The organism is Paraburkholderia terricola (assembly GCF_900142195.1).
GTDB lineage: Bacteria > Pseudomonadota > Gammaproteobacteria > Burkholderiales > Burkholderiaceae > Paraburkholderia > Paraburkholderia terricola.
The window spans coordinates 24861-45398 of the sequence record NZ_FRAB01000009.1; the positions used below are offsets into that span (position 1 = coordinate 24861).

Here is a 20538-nt window from a genome sequence, read left to right on the forward strand (position 1 = left end):
CCCGGCTTGCTGCCGCTGAGTCGCTCACGCTGACTCACTGCCGCTGACTCATTGCCGCTGACTCACTGCCGCTGACTCACTGCGGAGCACCCGCGCCGGTCAAGGCGCGTCCGACTTCCGCCTCTCTCCTACCACTGATACGCCGCACCGGCGCCGACGGTTGTCGCGGCTGAACTGATGCCCGCGCCGAGTTTCAGCTTCAGACTCTGCGTGACGCGCGCCGACAAGCCAACCGCCACCGCCTGATAGCCTTTGTAGCCGGCCGTGCCGACACCGACCGCGAGGTTCTTGTTCGCGTCGACTTCGGGGACCATGCCCAGCGCGATAGCCGACGCCGTTCCCGAATACGCGTTACGCGCCATGTCGCTCATGCTGCCCTGGAACTGCTGCATGTTCACGGCGTCGGTGGGCGCCTGTCCCGCCGCGACGTTGGTGATGCGGCGCTCGTTACCGGCTGAACCTATCGACACCGTGTTCGTCTGATCGGCCACCGAACCCTCGCCGATCGCCACTGCGTTGGGCGCCGATGCTATCGCGCCTCCGCCGATCGCCGCCGAACCGTTGCCGATCGCCTGCGCCGCGTTACCGGAGCTATTGGTGGCGAGATAGGCGCTGCCGTTCTGCTGGCTATTCCGCACCGTCTGATCGAGATTGCCGATCCGCTGGTTGGTGCTCCAGAGCTGCGCACCCGTCACCGCATCGCTGCTCGTGGCTGATATATCGCCGTCCTTCAGGTTGGTTAGCTGGACCTTCTGCGCGTCGGCAGCGGTGCCTCCGAGCGTGACCTTGTCATGAGCCGAACTGTCGTACTGCACCGCATTCGCCACCGTCCCGCTGATGCTGCCGACGGAGGTTTGCAGATTCATGATGTCGCTGCTGTTCTGCGTCACGCGGCCGTCCAGGTTGGTGATGGCGCTGCCCACATTGCTCACGACCGCACCGCCCACGCTGTACGACGGCGCCGTCACCGATCCATCCTCATTCACGGTTGCGCCGCCGCCGAGCGCGACAGCCGTACTCGCTGCCTGCGCGTGCAGTTGGGAACCGTTGACCGCATCGTTGCTGCTCGCGCTGACCGCGCCTCGCGCCATGCCGGTGACGACCCGATTGCCTGCCGTGCCGGCCATGTCGATCAGATTGCCGTCCGTCGTCGCGCCGACGTTGATCACGCGCGACAGACTATCTTGCGTGACGATGCCGATGCCGCCGGTCTCCATGTTCTGCCGCAACGTGGTGAGGCTGGTGTCGAGCGAGCCGAGCGCGTCGCCGACGGTGGTTTGCGTGGCGCCCTGAACCTAGTACGTGGGGCCGGTCACCGAACCGTCGGCGTTGATCTGCGCGCCGCCGCCAAGCGCGGTCACCATCGGCTTGAACTGGCCCAGATTGATCGCCGACGTATCCGTGGTGCCCGCCGCAATCCCGATCAACTCCCGGGAGCCGGCAGTGCCGCCGAAGTCGACGCGAGCGCCGTCCGTGTCTTTCGCGACGGTGAGATCGCGCGACTCCTGATCCTGCCGCAAGAGCCCGAGCTCACCGTTCGTGATCTGGTTCGCGATGTGGCTCACATTCCCTTCGATCGTCGTGGTGCGCGCGTCGAGGTGGGTGATATTCGTGGTGTTGTCGGTGACGCGCTGGCCGAGGTTCGTGATGCCATCCGTGTTCCGCGCGACGGCCTCGTTGGTCTCGTACAGTTGCGCGCCGTTGACGGCATCGAGACTGCCGGCGTCGAGCGTGGCGGCGCGCACGTTCGTCACCTGTACCGGCGCAGTGCCGCCCAATGTCACCGAAGCGTGCTCGGCCGAATCGTATCGAACCGCATCGGCTCCAGCCTCCGTGCTGCCCGAGACCACCGCCGCAAGTGCGGAACCCACGTCGCCGTATGTCTTTCCGCCGACGTCGTAGACGGGGCGCGTGACCGTTCCGTCCGCGGCGACGCGGGCGCCGCCGCCTAGCGCCGCAGCCGTGCTCGCGGTGTTCGCCTGAAGTTGCGCGCCGTTCACCGCTTCGCTGCTGGCGTCGTTGACCGCGCCGGCCGCCACGCCGTCCAACACGCGGGTGCCGCTCGCGCCGGCGAAGTCGACGCGGGTTCCGAACATTGCCGCGCCAACCAGAATGTCGCGAGTACTCGGATTGTGCGTGACCAGACCGATGGTGCCGCTATTGATTCGGGTTTCCAGCGACGTCAGGCCCGTGTCGAGCGAGCTGAGCGCGCCGCCCACCGTGGTTTGCGTGCCGGCTTGCACGCGATACGTCGGGCCGGTTACCGAACCGCTGGCACTGACGGTTGCGCCGCCGCCAAGCGATGCGACAGCCGGGCTGAGCTGGCCCAGATTGATCGCGGAGCTTGCGGTCGTACCCGCGGCCACGCCGAGCAGTTCACGCGGCCCCGCGGTGCCCGTGAAGTCGACATGCTTGCCGTCCGTGTCCTTTGCGACGGTCAGGTCGCGCGAGGTCGGATTTTGCCGCAGCAGGCCAGCGCTACCGTTACTGATGTTGGTGATGTCGGCGGTATTTTGCGCGACTGCCTGATTGGTGCCGTAAAGCTGCGCGCCGGTGACGGCGTCGGAACTATCCGCGTTCAGCGCGGCGTCCGCGACGTTCGTCAGTTTGACGGGCATGCCGGGGTTGCCCAGCGTCGCCACGTCATGGTTCGCGGTGTCGTAGCGCAGCGAATCCGCGCTTTCGAGCGCGTTGCCCGATGCGACCGCCGCCAGGGCGGCGCCGACATCGTTGTAGGTCGCGCCGCCGATCGTATAGACCGGTGCGACGACCGCGCCGTTTGCCGGGTCGATGACCGCGCCGCCGCCGAGCGCCCCGGTCACGCCCGAGAGTTGGCCGACGTTGGCGGCATCCGTAGGCAACGTGCCTGCCGCGACATAGGCGATCTGCCGGCCTTGCGCGAGGTTGCCCACGGACACCACGTTGACGCGGTCTGCCACCGCGCCCGTGCCGAGCGCCACCGAACCCGTTGCGGTGGCCGAGGAATAGGAACCCAGCACCACTGAATCCGCCCCGGAAGACGGGATAAATGTTTTGTAGCCGATGGCGACGGCACCGTTTGCGGCGGCGCTAGCGAAGGAGCCAATGGACGTCGCATTGACCTTGCTCGAACGGGATGAGTACCCGATCGACACCGAATTATCCGCGTTGGCTGCCACCGACGAATACGCACCGATCACGGTCGCGTTCGCCGACACCGCGAATGCGCCCGAGCCCACCGCCGTGGTCCCGTCCTTGGCGGCGCCGGAACCGGCGCCGACTGTCAGCGCGTTGATGCCGCTCGCCGCCGCGGCGGGCCCGATCGCCATTGCGTTCAGCGAGCTCGTCGTGCTGGTGCTGGTGCCACCGACCACATTCGGGCTGACGGCAATATAGTCGGTCACCGGCGCGCTTGCGAGCGGCGCGGGCATGGCAGCCAGGCTCGACGCGGCAACCGCCGGCTGGGTGGCCGGCGCAACGATCGGATTGCTGGCGAATACGCTTGCGTTATTGATCGCGGCAGTCAACTCCGCGGGGGTGGCCGCATCGTTGGCGGGCGGCGTGACCCCGTCTCCGGTTTGAGCCGCAAGCGCCTCCGCGGCGCTCGAACAGTACTGCGCCGGCGACTCGCATTCCGCGGCGCCGGCCGGCAGCGAGAACGCCAACGCGCTCAAAAGCCCTCCACCAGCGGCCATCAGTGTCGTGCATGCGGACGCGCCTTTCGCGCCCCTGCTCTTCGTCATTTCAGAAGCCGCGACGTAGGTGCGAGTGGCGCTATTCCATACGGTTTTATAAGTCCGGTTCAACATTCCTCCCAATCTTTTAATCGAAAGTTCATTTACCGAGATTTTTCTTATGCAATCTCAATTCCACGCTATAAAACAAAAGGAAACCAAGATCGCATCGCGCTTTCACTCGGCCGATAAAGGCGATGGAGGCAGTCTGCCGTCACGGCGCAATATCGCGAATACGATTAATCCTAAAAGCTAATTTTTAGCTTTAATTAGCAAAAACGGCATAATGGATTTAAGACGGAAAATGCCAAACCTCTTAATTCAAACTAAATGCAATTAGGCAAATACAAGAGAAAGCTTAATTTGTCTCAAATGACAACCGCAGAAAGCGCCAATTCGCGCGCGGTGAAATTCTTTAACGTAAGCGCAGCCGTCACGGTCACCCCCGAGGGCCCGTCACTCGCGCTCAGGGAGAAGTTGTTCGTGGTGGGAACGGAGTCAGATCGTCAGCCGTTTTCTCGACGGCGAGATGGGAGCAGCGCCCGGACCGGGCGGAGGGCGAGACCAACGCGAGCGGATGTTTTGCCGCCCAGGCGCCATCGAGTATTCGAACAGGTCGTCGACCCGCGCTTTCATACCGGCGGCCCGACGGTTCGCGAGCGCGGTCTCGATGCCGCCCGCGCCCGCCGACGCCGCCAGCGTTTTAGATCTTTTCGAACACCACGTCCTGCGCGCCTTCCCACAACACCTTGGTGCCGAGTTCGCGCAGCTTGTCCTTACCCTCGACGATGGTCAGAAAGTGATTGCCCGCGAGTTGCCCCATCTTGCTCGCGAAGCAGCACGATCCGTACGCAATCAAAATCTCGGTTTCGCTGAAGCCGCCCGGATAAAACAGAATGTCACCAACCGACGGATGGCTCGTGTGATTCTCGAAGCCGACCGCGGCGCCGTCGTTCTCGAGCTTGAAGTCGCCGAGCGGCACCCAGCAGCCTTCGCCGCTCCAGCGCACGTGAATGATCTTCTGACGGTACGGCAGCAGCTTCAGAAAGGCGGCCACGGTTTGCGGCGCGTCGGGATGCGTTTCGGCGATAAACACATAACCGCAGGAAGTGATTCGGAGTCGGGGCATCGCTAGATATCCTGGTGTGGCGGCGTGGCCGTGGAACGGAATGATCGGAAAGACGCCCGTTGGAACCTGCCGCGCCCGCGTGCCATGCGCTTTGGGGCAAGCCCGCTATTCTGTCGTCCGATGCAAGGCTTCGACAGATACAGTTCCCGTCCATGCCGTCAGGCCAGTTGCACCAGGCAGCAAGGCCACGCGCGAAAGACGGCCGTAACCCCGGCACGGCACGGCCATGCCAGGTCCGGCCGCTGCACTGTCACGAAAGTTCGTAGTTTGCAAGCCGCGCAATGCGCAGCACACTGTGCAACGTACGTGGTTTCCAGCAAGGCGGCGCGTTGCACTTTGCGCGCTTTGCGCCTTGATGGCAAAACATAGCCGGCCACCAGCCGCAGCGCCTGCGGTGGGGTCGTGCGGCCGAGCAGCGTCGCCGGCCCTGGAAAAAGACATTGGCGGGGTCCATGTCCCGCACCCACCGGCGGCTCGCCGCTCAGACATCGCCTGCCGGGCAACCGGCCACTTCCAGCCGCGCAATCCGTACTTCAGCCGCGCAGCCGGTAGGCAAGCGGCGTCACGCCGTAGCCACGCTTGAACTGCACGGAGAAATGACTGGCACTCTCGAAACCAACTGCAATCGCAATCTGCAGCACCGTCTGCCGGGTGGCGCGCAAAAGCCTCGCTGCTTGCTCGAGCCTCAAGCGCGTGACGAACTGATGGGGTGTTTCTCCGGTCTCGCGGCGAAACACGCGCGCAAAATGAAAACTGCTTAACCCGGCCTGCGCGGCCAGTTCGCTGATCGCCAGATCGGCGGCCAGATTCGCGCGGATATAGTCGGTCACGCGGCGGATGCGGCGCGGCACCAGCCTGTCGGGCCGCTGTGCAGGCATGGCACCCCGCGCTTGCCGGCCGCGCGAGTAATGCTGCAGAAGATGCGCGGCGAGCGCGTGAACCAGCGCGTCCACATAGAGACGCGAGTCGGCCGGATCGGCCGCGGCGCGGTGCAACGCGTCGATCATCGCGGCGACCAGCGGATCCTTGAACTGCATTGCGTCGCCAAGCGACAGCTCGCGCGAGCCGTCGAGTTCCATCTGATCGGCGACGCTGTCGATCAGGCCACGCTCGATATGCAAATGGACGGTCGACAGCGGCTCATCGCTGGTCGACCGCCAGCGCCACGAGATCGGCGCGGGCGGCACGAACCACACGTCGCCCACGCGCAGCTCGGCGCTCTCCCAGCGCCCGTTCAGGTTGCGCTCGAGATGTTCGGCGCCGCTGCCGAGCGTCATCAGCGTGAGGTCCTGCAAGCCGGGCGCCTCCAGCAGTTCCTGCTCGACCGGTTCGAGATAGGAGCGCAGTACCAGGTGCCGCCACGGGCGCTCCACGCTCGACACCAGTTTCTGGCCCGCCATGTAGCGGTCGTAGGCGAGCGTCGTTGTCAGCTTCGGAATTCGTGCCATCACGTCGTCCATTACGAGGGAGGTGCCGTATGCAGATGAGAAAACCTGTCACAGCCGCATTGCCGGCCTGCTGTCAGCGCAAGATCCCAAAAATGATAGCAAGGAACCGGCTACCGTAATTTTTGGAAATAGCTAATCATTCAGCTTGTCTTCCTTCATGCGTTCTGAACGCCGGAGCTACCGTTTCATGGAACACGAATGCGATACGCTGCCGCACTGGCTGACCGGCTCGCCGCAAGGCGAAGCCGGGCAGGCATCGGCGGCATACAACTCGGCGCTGACCGCGCAACCGGCTTACCCGGCCGGCACGCGGCAACGCGAGAAATCGGCCCACGCGGCTGAAGCATCCAGGACACCCAACCGCACCGCAGGCATGGCGCCCGCGGGTTTTCTGACGCTCTTCACCGAAGAGGAGATCGGCACGCCGTCGCTCGCTCCCTCGCCCGCCGCGCGGCGGGCGCCGGTCATCAGTCCGCTGGTGCGTTTCGGCAGCGCGCAGGACCGCATCGAGTTCGTGCGGCGGCGCATCAAGCAGCTCGGCTTCGAGTCGTTCAGCTATTCGGCCACGCGCACCACCGCGCATCACAAGACGATGTTCGTGCTGACCAGCTACGAGTCGCAGGCGTGGCTCACGCGTTATTTCCGCGAGCGTTATTTCGAGCTCGACCCGCGCGTGGCGCTCGCCTCCCCGACCGGCATGCCGCTTCTGTGGAGCACGGCCGACATGCGTGCCGACCTGCCGCGCGCGCAACTGCGCAGCGAGCGGCTCGGCGGCCTGATCGACATGCTGGAGGCGAACGGGCGCAAGAGCGGGATCCTCACGCAGATGCCGCTGCCCGAGCCGGAACTGAGCGCAAGCCTGTGCTTCAATTCGGAAATCGGCAATCCGCGCTGGATGACCGAATCGATCGTTGCCGAAACATTGATGTTCGCGCACACGATTCACGAATTCATCTGGACGCACGCGAGGAGCGTGATCGGCATCGCGCCGGCGCAGCCGCCGCGCGTCGCGCTGAGCGACTTGCAGCATGCGGTGCTGAAGGCGGTCGTACAGGGCCAGCGCGACAAGGAAATCGCCTATTTCCTCGGCTTGTCGCCGCATAACGTCGACTACCATCTGCGGCGTTTGCGGCAACTGTTCAAGGTGCGCAACCGCGTGCAGTTGATCAACGTCGCGCAGGCCTACGTGTCATAGCCGATGGACGTGACGCGAAGTGACGCGAAGTGACGTGACGGCAAGCGCCGTCACGTCCGCCCGCTCCCACGTCAACTCTTGAGCCGATAACCGGTCTTGAAGATCCACGCGACGATCGCCAGAAACACCGCCAGAAACAGCGCGGTCATGCCGAGACTCACCTCGACGTTCACATCGGCGAGTCCATAGAAGCTCCAGCGAAATCCGCTCACCAGATAAACGATCGGATTGAGCAGCGTCACGGCGCGCCAGAACGGCGGCAGCATATTGACCGCATAGAAACTGCCGCCGAGAAACGTGAGCGGCGTGATGATCAGCAGCGGCACGAGTTGCAGCTTCTCGAAGCTGTCCGCCCAGATGCCGATGATGAAGCCGAGCAGACTGAACGTGACCGCGGTGAGCACCAGGAAGAGGATCATCCAGAACGGGTGCTGCACTTGCAGCGGCACGAACAGACCCGCGGTAGCGAGAATGATCAGCCCGAGCAGAATCGACTTGGTGGCCGCCGCGCCCACGTAGCTCACGACGATCTCCAGATACGAGACCGGCGCCGACAACAACTCGTAGATCGTGCCGGTAAAGCGCGGAAAGTAAATCCCGAACGACGCGTTCGAAATGCTTTGCGACAGCAGCGACAACATGATCAAGCCCGGCACGATGAACGCGCCGTAGCTGATGCCGTCCACTTCCTTGATGCGCGAGCCGATCGCCGCGCCGAACACGACGAAGTAAAGCGACGTGGAAATCACCGGCGCGATGATGCTCTGCATCAGCGTGCGCCAGGTGCGCGCCATTTCGAACTTGTAGATCGCGCGAATTGCATGAATGTTCATTGATTACCCCGGAGCAGACTGACGAAGATGTCTTCGAGCGAGCTTTGCGTCGTATGCAGGTCCTTGAAGCGGATGCGGGCGTCGTCGAGCGCCTTGAGCAGCGCGATGATGTCGGTGCGCCCGCCATCGCCCTCGTAGGTGTAGATCAGCTCGTTGCCGCCCTTCGCGACATCGAGCCCGTAGCCGGCCAGCGCGGGCGGCAACTCGTGGAGCGGACTCTCGAGTTGCAGCGTGAGCTGCTTCTTGCCGAGCTTGCGCATCAACTCCGTCTTTTCCTCGACCAGCATGATCTCGCCCGCGTTGATCACGCCGATGCGGTCGGCCATCTCCTCCGCTTCGTCGATGTAGTGCGTGGTGAGGATGATCGTCACGCCGCTCGCGGCGAGCGAGCGCACCAGCTTCCACATATCGCGCCGCAACTCCACGTCCACGCCGGCGGTGGGTTCGTCGAGGAACAGCACGCGCGGTTCGTGCGAGAGCGCCTTGGCGATCAGCACGCGGCGCTTCATGCCGCCCGACAGCGTGATGATCTTGCTATCGCGCTTTTCCCACAGCGACAGGTCGCGCAACACCTTCTCGATGTGAGCGGGGTTTTTCGGCTTGCCGAACAGTCCGCGGCTGAACGAGACGGTGGCCCAGACGGTTTCGAACGAGTCGGTGGTGAGTTCCTGCGGCACGAGGCCGATCAGCGAACGCGCGCCGCGATAGTCCGCCGCGATGTCGCGGCCGTCCACCGTCACGCGGCCTTCGCTCGCATTCACGATGCCGCAGATGATGCTGATGAGCGTGGTTTTGCCCGCGCCGTTCGGCCCGAGCAAGGCGAAAATTTCCCCTCGGTTGATGGCCAGATCGATGTTCTTCAGTGCATGAAAACCGCTGGCATAGGTTTTCGACAGATTGGTGACCGAGACGATTGGCTGCATGGATTCGATGATGGCAGACACCGTAATTTGATTGGAAAAAGCGTCGCGAGCACGCGACCGCACCCGCAATGTAATGGAAAGTGGCAAAGCGTGCAGCGCGACATCGCGGCGCGCCCGAAAAGCGCTCTCTGGTGCCGGAACACGTCGCGGCCACGCGCCTGCCACAGCGGTTCAATGGCTTCCGAAGCACCGTTTCGGGAACGCGCCATGCTCGATTCAAGACACGCTGCCGCGCAGCCCCGGATTCGATTCGAACCCGCGCAAGCGGCGCGTGCGGGGCCGCGCCGCCGCGTTGTCCGCGACGCACCGTTCGGTCCGGGGCACATCGCTTGCGGCAGTTCGTCCATGCGAGCGACATGCGCTTGCGTGGCATCAATCCGACTCCATGGAGGTGAACCATGAAACACATGACCAGGACAATCCTTGCTTCGGCGCTCGTGATGGCGCTGTCGGGCGGCGTGTATGCACAGGCCGGCGGCGGTGCGGGCGGGACCGGCAGCGGCGGCACCGGCGTGGGCGCGGGCGGCGGCACGACGGGCGGAGCGGGCGGCACCGCGACACCTGGCGTCGGCCCCGGCACGATGAAGAGCCCGAGCGATTCGGGCTATGGCTCGCCGGGCGTGACCGGCACCGGCGGCGGCATGGGCACCGGCACCGGCGCCACGCCCAACAGCCTGCCGACGGACCGTTCGAACAGCGGCATGCACAAAGGCATGAAGAACGGTACGCGCAGCGGCACCAGCGACGACATGAATCGCGGGACGAGCGGCGCGACGCAAGGCAGCCAGTAACCGCAAGCGACGCTCTATCGAGCCGATCCCGTGCAACCGGGGCGGCGGCGCCTAAAACGGGCGTCGCCGCCCTCTTTCGTCGAGGCGCAAACGAACGGTCGGCGCCGGCAACCGCGACGGGTTTTCCCTTTCAACGCCCTTGTGGTTTTTTCAAGCACTACGCGTGAGACGCATCACGGTTCCGCGCACACGAAACTGGCGGCGAGATTCACGTTGCCCTTGCCGGCGTAGCGCGGAAACAGCGGATAGCGGCACAACGGACGCGAGCGTCCATTGGTGGCCGCGGCGATGTCGGTCGCCGTCAAGGTTTCGGGCGCCGCGCCGCGCGTGACCCAATTGTCGAGCGCGCCCAACAGATCCACCGAGGGAATGAACGCGCCGCCGCCGTGCTGAAAACCCGGCACCATGTAGAGCCGCATGAACCCGTTGACCTGGTCGATGCCGAAGCGCTCGACCAATGCGTCGTAGTAGGCGATCGTCTGATTGGGGCTGATGACTTCGTCGGCGAGGCCTTGCAGCGTGATGAGCTTGCCGCCGCGCGCAATGTAGCGGGCGAGGTCGTGGTTCATCGAGCCGATGGTCTGCGACAAGGCGACCAGTTGCTGGCGATACTTGCCCGGAGCTTGCGGATCGAACCTGAGTGAATCGAAGCCGGCGTCCCGCGCGACGAAATAGCGGACGTAGCCGTCGCCTTGCGCGAACAGGTAGCCGTTGGCGAGGAACGTCGGCACCGGCAAACGCGCCGCCTGATGTCCGAGCCCGAGCGTGCCGTTCAAACGCGTGCCCTGAAAAATGTTGTAGCCGCGATAGCCGGTCACGTCCCACGCCAGCCGGTACGGCAGCGAAAGGCCGTCGCGCATCACGAGCAAGGTGGCGAGTTGCGCGTCCGTGAGGCATTCGTCGGTCGCGGGCGCGCGGCCCGCGCAGCGCAACGACGCGATGATCTCCGCTTCGTGCGCGCGGCAAGCGGCGACGTCGCTGACGATGGCGTCCGCCGCGCCGTCGAGCCGGTCGCAAGCCGCGATCGTTCGTTGATACACGCGTTCGAGCAGCAACGGTGGAATGAAGCCGCCCGGCGTCGCGTATTCCGCATGGCCGAGCTTCACGCCGAGCAGCCGCACGCCGGAAAAATTGAGCGCGGGGGAATTGGCGATCACCCCGTCGTAGTCGTCGGGAAAGCGCTGCATGACCGTGTAGCCTTCGCGCCCGCCGGTCGAGCCGCCCGCGAAGTACATGCGCTGCGGCGGCTGACCGTACGCGCGCGCGATCAATGCAACCGCCACGTCGTGCGTTTTCTTCAGGTGCGCGTAGCCGAAGTTCGTCACGGCTTCGTCGACGAGGCCGAACACCGCGAGCGACGAATCGCCGACGTGCCCCGAGTCGTCGCCGAAAGTCGCATAGCCTTGGGCGAGCGGCGCGCGATCCGGCGAAAACGGCATCACGCCGGTGCCGCTCACCACTACGCCGTTGTAGCCGCCGCCGCCGATTTGCAGCGCGCGGCCGTTCCAGCGGCGCGGCAGATTCAGATCGAAACGGATATCGGGCGTGTCGGCCTTCAGCCCCTTGATGCGGCCGGTGATGCGGCAAAACTCGCCGCCTTGCTGATTGCCGGGCGCGGTGGCGCCGACCATCACCGCGCTCTCGATCAGCGCGCCGGCGGTCGGCAATGCGATCAGTTCGGCCGGCAGCACCGCGCCCGCGAATCCAGCGCAACGCAGCGCGAGCGGCGCTTCCGTCGACGCGGCCAGCGCGGGCTGCACGCCCAGGCTCAAGCTCAGGCTCAGCCACGACAGCGCGCCGACGACCCAGCGGGCCGTGCGCGAATCCCGCCTACCGCGCGCACCGCGCCGATACGCGCTCATCCGCAACCCGCGCCGCTGGCGACCGCCCGCGCATGCTGCCCTTTCCAGCCGCTCCAGCCACGCGCGATCATCAGGAGTGCGCCGATCGCGACCAGATCGCCGCCGAGTCCGATCAGCACGCCGCGAAAACCGTGCAACGCATGCGGCGTGGCCGTATCGACGACCAACGACACCAGCGTGCCCATGACGAAACACACGAGCCCGGTGCGGCCGACCGCCACCACGGCGGGCAGCCGCCGTGCGAGCCGCGCGATGCTGCCCATGCGCACGAACTGCGCGGCAAGCCAGGCAATGACGATGAAGTTGATCACGCGGTAGATGGACAGGTTCTGTTTAAAGGCGCCGGGCAGCGGTTGCGTCAGCACGAAGAGTTGGATGATAGCGAACGCCAGCACCGCGATCACCGCGACGCGCGTGAACCAGCGCGCGGTGCCGCCTGCGTGAAAGCGCTCGCTGATCGGCTGCACGCGGCACAGGATTCCGAGTACGAACACCAACTGCCACGCAAACGGATTAAAAGCCCACTCGGCCATGTCGTCAATGGCGAAGAGCGCGGCGAGCGGCCGTGCGAGCGCCCAGATCGCCGCGCTCGAGGCCAGCGCCAGGAGCGCGGAGCGGCGCGCGAGCGGCACCGCGAACGGCACGCAGAGCGCGTAGAGCATATACATGGGCAACACGCTCGACAGATACGGCTGACGCCGCAGCAACGCGATATCGAACGCTTCGCGCAGCGGCTGGGCCGCGAACGGCTGCCAATGGGTGAGCTCGACCATCGGCTGATTCAGGCGCAGCAGCGCGAGCACCGCGCCGGAGAGCAGCGTCAATACCGCCGTCAACAGATAGGCGCGATAGATTTCCCAGCAGCGTTTGACGAAGCGCATTCTCGCCGCGCTCTCACCGCGACCCGCGAGCACCGCCGTATACGCCGCCGCCGATGCATAGCCGCCGAGAAACACGAACACTTCGGCGGAGTCGCACAACGCGTAGGCGTGCAACATCAGATGCGACAGCGTGCTGCCGGGAATGTGATCCAGCACGATCACGAGCAGGACGATGCCGCGGAAGAAATCCACTTCGATCGAACGTCCCGTTCGGGGACTTCCTTCGGGGCGCCCGTGGCGTGTTTCCATTCGGGTTCTCGCTGGATCGCGCGCGCATGCGGCGCGCCGTGAGAGCCGCACATGTCGCTCGCTGTTTGTCATACGAAGCGACCAGAATAGAACGTTTCCGCCGGCGCCGTGCAGCGTCGCGGCGCTCGCTGACAACTCGCCTGACACGTCGAACCGCGTGGCGGCGAGTTGAAATTCAACTGTCGGCGTGCGGTAAGAGTGGGGCTTCACGCACCCGGTTTGCGGAAAGATTTGCGGCTTTCGACGTTCAAAACGCCAATGCCGCCGCTAATAGCCGCAAAAAAAAATCCCTGAACCGCCTATGCGATTTTTTTCGCTTTTTTTCATCGTAGGATGAATTCACGCACGCCCGTCGGACATCGCGCAGTGCGAGCGATGCCACCCTTCGACGGCGGCCACTCATGTGGACCGGACACGCTGCCGCTGATCCGCGATCAGCCGGCTCGCCGAGCGTCATTGCGACGCCTTCTATTCGCCGCCGCTGACTTTGCCGTCACCGATGCGCGCCGGTCCTTCCACTACCGCCCTGAAGCGCAGCGCCGCGCGCGCCGCCTTCGCTCTGGAAGAAGACCACATGAACAACAGAATTGCCGGCTTCGACGGACTGCGCGCAATCGCGGTCCTGATGGTATTTTTTCAGCACCGCCTGTTCGGCGACATCGGCGAGATCGGCCATCTCGGCGTATGGATCTTCTTTGCGCTGAGCGGTTTTCTGATCATCGGCATCCTCTCCGCACAGCGCGCGCGCATCGAGAAAAACGCCAGCCGGTTCGGCGCCGAGCTCAAGCGTTTCCTGTTCCGCCGCACGCTGCGCATCTTTCCGATTTACTACCTGATGCTGATCGTGATGTGCGTGCTAATGGCGTTCGGCATCGCGAGTCCCGAACTGGCGAGCGGCATGCCGTTTCACTTCGCGTATCTGTCGAACTTCTGGATCGGCTCCGTGCTGCATTACTGGCCGGGGCGTTACTCGCACTTGTGGAGTCTCGCGATCGAGGAGCAGTTCTATCTCGTGTTCGCGCCGCTATTGCTGCTGCTCGCGGCGCGGCGGCATCGCGCGGTGTGCCTCGCGATCGTCGCGGCCGGACTGGTGTCGCTCTTCGCGATGCGCGCGGCGCACTGGCAGGAAATCACGATCTACACGCACCCGTTGACCAATTTCTGGCTGCTGGCGCTGGGCGGCATCGGCGGCTTGATGATCGCGGGCAACGCGAGCCGCTTGCGCGCCTGGCTCGGTCACGGCGCGACGCTGTTCGTGTTGAGTCTGTGCCTCGTGGGTTTTTGCGCGACCGAACCGGCGTGGAGCGAGTTCGACAGTTCATTCGCCTTCACCGCCGTGAGCGCGTTATACGGCCTCTGCATTGCCGCGCTGGTCTGTTCGATTGCGTGCTGCCGCAACGCGGTGGTGATCGGCTTGCTCGAAACCGGCTGGCTGGTGAGCTTCGGGCGTGTCAGCTACGGTTTTTATCTTTATCACAACCTGATTCCCGACCTGACCCGCAACCATCATGCGGTGGCGTTCTTCGGCGGCGCGGTGCCGATGTGGGCGCATGTCGCGGGCATCATCGCGTCGTTTGCGATTTCGCTGGCGATAGCGCTGCTGTCGTGGCGGCTGATCGAAGAGCCGATCCTTCGCCTGAAGACGCGGCGTGCGCCGGCTGACGCGACAAATCCCGCTGCGGCGCAAGCACCTATCGCGCGCGCGGCTCGCAATGAGCCCACGTTGAGGGAGGACGGCGCCGCTTCGGACGCCGTTTGATAAAACCGCCTATGCGGCGAGGGTGGCACAGGCGTTGCTGACGAATGAGGGCATCACATCAACCGGAGATTCGTCATGGCAAACATGCCCAATCCCCCGAACGAACAGGAGCAGAAGCCTGATGAAGACCCCGGCGGCCCGCCCACCGAGGTCTCCAAGCCCGTTGGCGACGCATTTCCCACGCCAGTCGAGCCGGGCCTCGATCAGCCGTTGCCGGAAAAAGGCGAAACCCCGCCGCACGACGACGAGGCCAAACACAACCCGTTAGGCGAAACCGAAACGCCGCCGGGCGTGCCGCCGCCCGGCCCTTCCGACTTCGCGTGAGTGAGACCCGCGCGCTACAAAATCCGCTTCAGGCGGCGGCCGGCTCGTGGACGATCTTGAGCGAGTTCTTGTGTTCCCGGATCAACCGATAGACCGTTTCTCCGGGCACCGTTTCCTGTTCGAGCAATTCGTCCGCGATGGCCCGCAGCACCGGTTCGTAAGCGTGCAGCAGACCGTAGCAGAGTTCGTTCAACTCCTTGAGCAGCACGTTCGCGTGCTCGATGGCGCTCTTCATCTGCAGACCCGCGTACTGCGAGGGCAGCGCCGCGAGGCTGAACAGGTCGCCGTCGCTGTTGAAACCGAATTTCGACACCATGTCGAGGCTGATGCGCGACGCCTCCTGCAAATCCGACGCGGCGCCGCTCGATGCCTCGGAGAAGGTGAGGATCTCGGCATTGCGCCCGCCGAGCAACACCTGGATTTCGTTGCGAATCTCGGTCTCGCGGTACAGATGCTTGTCCTGCGCCTTGGTGATGAGCGCCACGCCCAATGCGCCGCCGCGCGGCAGAATCGTGACCTCTTCCAGCACGCCGGTGCCGAGCAGCGCCGCGACGAGACCGTGCCCTGCTTCGTGCACGGCGATGCGCGTGCGTTCATCCTCGCTCAGTGCGCGCTCGGCGCCGCTCACGTCGCCGATGCGCGCGATCTTGATCGCTTCCATGAAGTGCTTCGAGGCGATCTCCGTGTCGCCGGCCTTGCGCGCGACGAGCCCCGCCTGATTCACCACCATCGCGACCGTCGCCGGAGACAGACCCGTGGTGAGGCGAGCGAGTTGATCGTAGTCGATGTCGGCGGATTTCGACTTCAGCTTTTCCGCGTAGAAGCGGAAGATCTTCGCGCGGTCCTCGCGGTCGGGCAAACGAACCTGCACGGTGCGATCGAAACGGCCCGGCCGGCGCAATGCTTCATCCAGATTGTCGGGGTGGTTGGTCGCCGCGACGATGATGACGCCTTCGTTCGAAGCAAAGCCGTCCATTTCCGCGAGCAGCTGATTGATGATGCGATTGCTCTCGGCCTCCACCGGACCGCCGCCGGTATCCGTGCGCTTGGCGAGACCGTCGGCCTCGTCGATGAAGATCACCGTGGGCGCGTTCTTGCGCGCGAGTTCGAACAGATTCTTGACCTTCTGAATGCCGACGCCGTAGTACTTCGCGCTGAAGTAGCTGCCCGTGATCGAGATGAAGCTCGCGCCGCACTCGCCCGCGAGCGCCTGCGCGAGCCGCGTCTTGCCGACGCCCGGACCGCCCACCATCAGAATGCCGCACGGCGCGCGCACGCCCATCGACGTGAATTGCTTCGGGTCCGACAAATAGCCGCGAATATCCGCGAGCGCGGCCTTCGCTTCGCCCGCGCCGATCACGTCGTCGAAACGCAGCGTGGGCGCCTTGCTGAGCAACTGCGCGCCGCCTCGCATCTCGCGGCGCATGAACCACACCATGCCGCCGATCAGCAGCAGCGGCAGCAGCACGCTGATCGCGTCGCGGGTCTGCTCGAATACGCGAATCCAGGTGGCGCCGCCGGTGCGGATATCCGCATCGGGAAGCCAGACGAGTTGATACGGCGCGGCCTCGCCGGACTTGGGTTCGTCGAGCAGCAGCGCATGCGAGAACGCCGCATTGTTATCGGTGACGAAGTACTTCGAGCCGTCGCGCCTCGACACCAGGATCGCGTTCGGACTCACGCCGATCGCCGCGACGTTGGCGCCGCGCACATCACGCATCATTTGCGACGCGTCTTTCTCTTCGCGCGTCCACGCCGACGGATCGTGGCGCATGTCCTGTGCGACGCCGGTCAGCGCCGGTGCGGCTTGCGCGTTGCGCTGCTGGTGATGCCAGAAGCTGAATGCGAGCAACGCGGCGATGAGCGCCGCACCTACCGCAATCGCGAGTTTGCGTGCGCGTCTTTTCCCAAGCGAGTTCTTTCCCGGCTTCATGAGTCACTTCCAAAAACGGGCTCAAAGCGAGCCCCAATACTTGTAAAAGTCAGAGGAGTAGAGATGTGTGGGGATCGACTGCTGCGACACCCTGCAGCCTGAAGAGCGCCCCAGGCCTGCGCGCTTTTAGCGGCACTCATGCAGGTGAGTATGCCGTGGCGCCGCTCTTTCCAAATCACGGAAAAAGCCCATTTCCACCGTCTATCCGGGGATTTGCGCCCGCCGGAATTTTTAGGGAACGAGCGATCGGTTGAAATACGAGATACGCTGCTCCGGGCACAGTTTAGCAGCCCTCTATTCGCTGTGTACTTTGGATACCTACAATTAGCCGCGCCCTATTTAAAAGCGGTCAGATTTACGGCACATAGACTCGATTGGAGTCGATTGGGATCGAGGAAAACGGCTGCTTGGCCGCGCTCGCGAAGCCGCTTTATTCGAAGGCGTGCGTTCGACGCCCGCACCAATGAGCGACGGGCCTCTTCGGGCCCGTTCGCATCATCGCCGCTTCTCTCCCAGGCTCTTCGTTTTTATTTTCGATGCAGGCCGGCATCGATCTGGTCTCGCGCTGTCAATCTGCTGTTCAACCTTCGCGTCCACGGTTCGCGACCGGCGCTTCGTTGCCCAGTCTCGTCAGAAGTCTGGTGAGACGTTGCCGCTGGCTGCCAATCAGCTCATGCGTCTCTTCGAGCGCGCGGATGCGCTTTTCCCAGTAGTCCTGGCCGAGCGGATGCGTCACGCCGGCGCCGCCCTCGCGCGACAGGTACTCGACCATGTTCTCCAGATGCTCCAACTGTATGTCCGCCAGGCTCGCCGGATACCGCCCGCCCGGTTGCCGCTTCGTGCCGTTCATCGTTCCATGCCCCGGTGAGTTGCCAGATTGGCCGAGCGTGGACCTCGCCCCCGCGCCGCGGCGAACCAACGCTCTGTGAGCGCGCAGTTGCGATTTCACGTGACCGGGCAGTGGATTTCGGCCGCGCCGTCGGCGAAAACGATCTGCATCTAATCGTGTGACATTAACGTAGGTTTTTTGTTAGGCTTTACCATCCGTCTCAAATTCCGGCGACGGCAGCCGAAATACGGCCCGCCGCCGCATCCCCCGCTTGCCGCATCGGACCCATGAACCAGCGCACCTTGCCGCCACATCTGGCCGCGGCCGCCACGGCCGATTCGCGCTCCATCGTCTCGGTGAACCGTTTCAGCACGCACGAACTCGCGCCCGGCGAGCAATTTCTGGCCTGGCGCCAGCGCGTGGGCCATGTGGTCGACGCCCCGCCGTCGAAAGAGCAGATCGCCGGGGGATTTCGCGGTGAAATCGATTTGTATGCGGTCGGCGGCATCGTGTTTACCGACTGCCGCACCGACCCGATGCTGCTCGAACGCTCGGTGGCCCGCGTCTCCACCGACGCGCGGCGCGATTACGTCTTCCAGCTCTTTCTCGAAGGAGAAATCGGCCACGTCAAGGGCATGCACAGGAAGCGCAGTGCGCCGGGCTCCGTGCAAGGCATCGTCGCGTTCGATCTGAACCAGCCGTTTCGCGTCGAACGCCCCCGGTGCCGCCTGCTGAGCGTGTTCGTACCGGCCGCGATGATCCACCAGGAATTGCGCGACGGCGCGGCGCTTCACGGCCGCATCGTTCAGCAAGGCTCGCCGCTCGCCGGCCTCGCGCTGGATCATCTGGCCGCGCTTGCCAGGGAAATCCCCAGGCTCGACGCGGGTAGCGCGAGCGAGGCCCTGCACGCCGGCGCGCAGTTGCTGACCGCCGTGTTTCGCCAGGAGGCGCGCCTGACGGGCGCGGACCGCGCCGCGCTACAGGCGGCGTTGATGGGCCGCGTGCGCCGCTACGTCGAAGCCAATCTGCACGACGGCGAACTCACGCCCACACGTGTGGTTCAGGCGTTGCAACTGAAACGCGCGACGATCTATCGCTGGTTCGAGCACGAGGGCGGACTCGGCGCCTATATCCGCAATCGCCGGCTGCGGGAAGCCGCGGACGAACTGGTTCGCTTCCCGCAGTTGCAGGTGGCGGAAATCGCCTATGGGTTGGGTTTTCACAGCGCGTCCGACTTTACGCGCGCGTTCCGGCGCGCCTTCGACATGAGTCCGCAGGACATGCGCGGGCGCGCACTCGCCCTGCAAGCAGGCACCCCGGCGTAGCAATCAGAGCGGCGGCCGGGGCACGGCGCAGGCGGTGCGCGCCTGCGGCGCCGCGCTCTCGGGGAACTGCTTCAGCGCGGCCAGCGCGAGTGCCGTCGCGCCCATCAGATACCACGCCGGAATCATCGGATCGCCCGTCAGATTGATGAGCCACGTCACGAGGAACGGCGAAAATCCGCCGAACAGCACGACGCCGAAGCTGTAGATCACCGACACGCCGCTAGCGCGCCGATGCGCGGGAAACGCCTCCATCATCAGCACCGAACTCGCGCCCGCGTTGTTGACCGCCAGCGCGACGTAGGCCGTGATGATGACCAGCGCGGCGAGATCGCTCACGCCGTGAGTCAGCGCCCAGAACACCGGCCAGGCCGCGATGAGCGACGCCGCCAGCGACACGTATTGCAGCGTCTTGCGGCTCGCGAGCCGGTCGGCCGCGCGTGCGACGAGCGGTGTCGCCACGAGAATCGCGACGCCCGACAGGCACGCCGTCAGCAGGCTGACCACCGGCGGCCGATGCAGCGTGCGAACGAGGTAGGCCGGCATATAGAACACGGTGAGGTAGATGCTCACCGAGGGCGCCGCCATCATCAGAATTCCGCAGACGAGCGGGCGCGTGTGCTCGGCGAACATGCGCCGCGGATTCAGCCGTGCGCGGCGCGGCGGCGCGCCGGCCGGCATGCGGCGGCGCAAATACCAGCCCACCGGACCGATCAGCCCGCCCAGCACGAACGGAATGCGCCATCCCCAGTCGTGCATGGCGGCGGGCGACAGCAGCGCGGTGGTGCCGGCGCCGACCAGCGCGGCGGCGAAGGCGGCCGCCCCCTGGCTGGCCCCGCGCCAGCTCGCCATGAAGCAGCGGCGCCCACGGCCCGCCGACTCCATCAGCGAGGCCGACGCCGGGCCGATCTCGCCGCCCGCCGCGAGCCCCTGCATCAGGCGCGCGAGCACCATCAGCACGCTCGCGGCGGGGCCGATCGACGCATAGCCGGGCAGGCACGCGATCAGCCATGTGCCGAGCGTCATCAGCGCGAGCGAGACGGTGAGGCCGGCCTTGCGGCCGTGGCTGTCGGCAATGTGACCGATCATCAGCGCGCCGAGCGGGCGCATCACGAAGCCCGCGCCGAAGGTGGCGAGCGAGAGCAGCAGCGACGAGCCGGGATCGTCCGACGGAAAGAACAGATTGCCGATGATGACGGCCGAAAAGCTGTAGACGGTGAAGTCGTAGGCGACGAAGCCGTTGCCGATCACGATCGCCGTGACGATACGTCGAAGTTCGGCGCGGGACGGCGTAGCCGTGTTTCCGGCGGCAGTGTGCATGAGGGGCGCTTGAAGCGTCTGTCGAAG

The 20538-nt window shown here is 64.9% G+C and carries 14 protein-coding genes and 1 pseudogene; 5 read left to right on the plus strand and 10 right to left on the minus strand.

The window, feature by feature from the left end; translation table 11 throughout:
- Positions 1–128 precede the first annotated feature (128 nt).
- The 3 genes and pseudogenes from BUE39_RS10070 to BUE39_RS10080 all read right to left on the minus strand — a co-directional run bounded on the left by BUE39_RS10070 (position 129) and on the right by BUE39_RS10080 (position 6290).
- A pseudogene (locus tag BUE39_RS10070) lies at positions 129–3788 on the minus strand (YadA-like family protein).
- 628 nt (positions 3789–4416) lie between these two features.
- Entirely contained in the window at positions 4417–4842 is a 426-nt protein-coding gene (locus BUE39_RS10075) for a DUF3830 family protein (RefSeq protein ID WP_073428514.1), read from the minus strand.
- Positions 4843–5375: 533 nt separating this feature from the next.
- Positions 5376–6290 carry a helix-turn-helix domain-containing protein gene (locus BUE39_RS10080; protein ID WP_073428650.1) on the minus strand — a complete coding sequence of 305 codons (915 nt, stop codon included), beginning with the start codon at positions 6288–6290 and terminating at the stop codon, positions 5376–5378.
- Between the two features lie 187 nt (positions 6291–6477).
- On the opposite strand from BUE39_RS10080, the gene BUE39_RS10085 reads away from it, so the two are divergent.
- Complete coding sequence (locus tag BUE39_RS10085) at positions 6478–7485, plus strand: helix-turn-helix transcriptional regulator (RefSeq protein WP_073428515.1); 1008 nt, start codon at positions 6478–6480, stop codon at positions 7483–7485.
- 71 nt (positions 7486–7556) lie between these two features.
- Here BUE39_RS10085 and BUE39_RS10090 read toward each other — a convergent pair whose 3' ends face one another.
- A complete protein-coding gene (locus BUE39_RS10090) occupies positions 7557–8318 on the minus strand; it encodes an ABC transporter permease (protein ID WP_073428516.1) in 762 nt (253 codons plus the stop codon).
- On the minus strand, positions 8315–9241 hold the full coding sequence (locus tag BUE39_RS10095) for an ABC transporter ATP-binding protein (protein ID WP_073428517.1): 927 nt from the start codon (positions 9239–9241) through the stop codon (positions 8315–8317). Before BUE39_RS10095 ends, BUE39_RS10090 begins: the two co-directional genes overlap by 4 nt.
- A 398-nt stretch (positions 9242–9639) precedes the next feature.
- On the opposite strand from BUE39_RS10095, the gene BUE39_RS10100 reads away from it, so the two are divergent.
- Positions 9640–10032 (plus strand): hypothetical protein, encoded by a 393-nt coding sequence (locus tag BUE39_RS10100; RefSeq protein ID WP_073428518.1) that lies wholly within the window; start codon positions 9640–9642, stop codon positions 10030–10032.
- Positions 10033–10205: 173 nt separating this feature from the next.
- Here the strand turns inward: BUE39_RS10100 and BUE39_RS10105 are convergent, their stop codons facing one another.
- Positions 10206–11894, minus strand: a complete 1689-nt coding sequence (locus tag BUE39_RS10105) for a tannase/feruloyl esterase family alpha/beta hydrolase (protein ID WP_073428519.1) — start codon at positions 11892–11894, stop codon at positions 10206–10208.
- Positions 11891–13024: an OpgC domain-containing protein gene (locus BUE39_RS10110; protein WP_073428520.1), complete on the minus strand. Its 1134-nt coding sequence runs from the start codon at positions 13022–13024 to the stop codon at positions 11891–11893. Before BUE39_RS10110 ends, BUE39_RS10105 begins: the two co-directional genes overlap by 4 nt.
- A 574-nt stretch (positions 13025–13598) precedes the next feature.
- Here BUE39_RS10110 and BUE39_RS10115 point away from each other — a divergent pair.
- On the plus strand, positions 13599–14783 hold the full coding sequence (locus tag BUE39_RS10115) for an acyltransferase family protein (protein WP_073428651.1): 1185 nt from the start codon (positions 13599–13601) through the stop codon (positions 14781–14783).
- Positions 14784–14858: 75 nt separating this feature from the next.
- Positions 14859–15107 carry a hypothetical protein gene (locus BUE39_RS10120; RefSeq protein ID WP_073428521.1) on the plus strand — a complete coding sequence of 83 codons (249 nt, stop codon included), beginning with the start codon at positions 14859–14861 and terminating at the stop codon, positions 15105–15107.
- Positions 15108–15135: 28 nt separating this feature from the next.
- Here BUE39_RS10120 and BUE39_RS10125 read toward each other — a convergent pair whose 3' ends face one another.
- A complete protein-coding gene (locus BUE39_RS10125) occupies positions 15136–17040 on the minus strand; it encodes an ATP-dependent metallopeptidase FtsH/Yme1/Tma family protein (RefSeq protein ID WP_073428522.1) in 1905 nt (634 codons plus the stop codon).
- Between the two features lie 580 nt (positions 17041–17620).
- Positions 17621–17890 carry a hypothetical protein gene (locus tag BUE39_RS10130; protein ID WP_073428523.1) on the minus strand — a complete coding sequence of 90 codons (270 nt, stop codon included), beginning with the start codon at positions 17888–17890 and terminating at the stop codon, positions 17621–17623.
- A gap of 266 nt (positions 17891–18156) precedes the next feature.
- Here BUE39_RS10130 and BUE39_RS10135 point away from each other — a divergent pair, with 266 nt between their 5' ends.
- Positions 18157–19194, plus strand: coding sequence for a helix-turn-helix transcriptional regulator (locus tag BUE39_RS10135; RefSeq protein WP_073428524.1), 1038 nt, complete (start codon positions 18157–18159; stop codon positions 19192–19194).
- 3 nt (positions 19195–19197) lie between these two features.
- Here the strand turns inward: BUE39_RS10135 and BUE39_RS10140 are convergent, their stop codons facing one another.
- Positions 19198–20511: an MFS transporter gene (locus BUE39_RS10140; RefSeq protein WP_073428525.1), complete on the minus strand. Its 1314-nt coding sequence runs from the start codon at positions 20509–20511 to the stop codon at positions 19198–19200.
- Positions 20512–20538 lie beyond the last annotated feature (27 nt).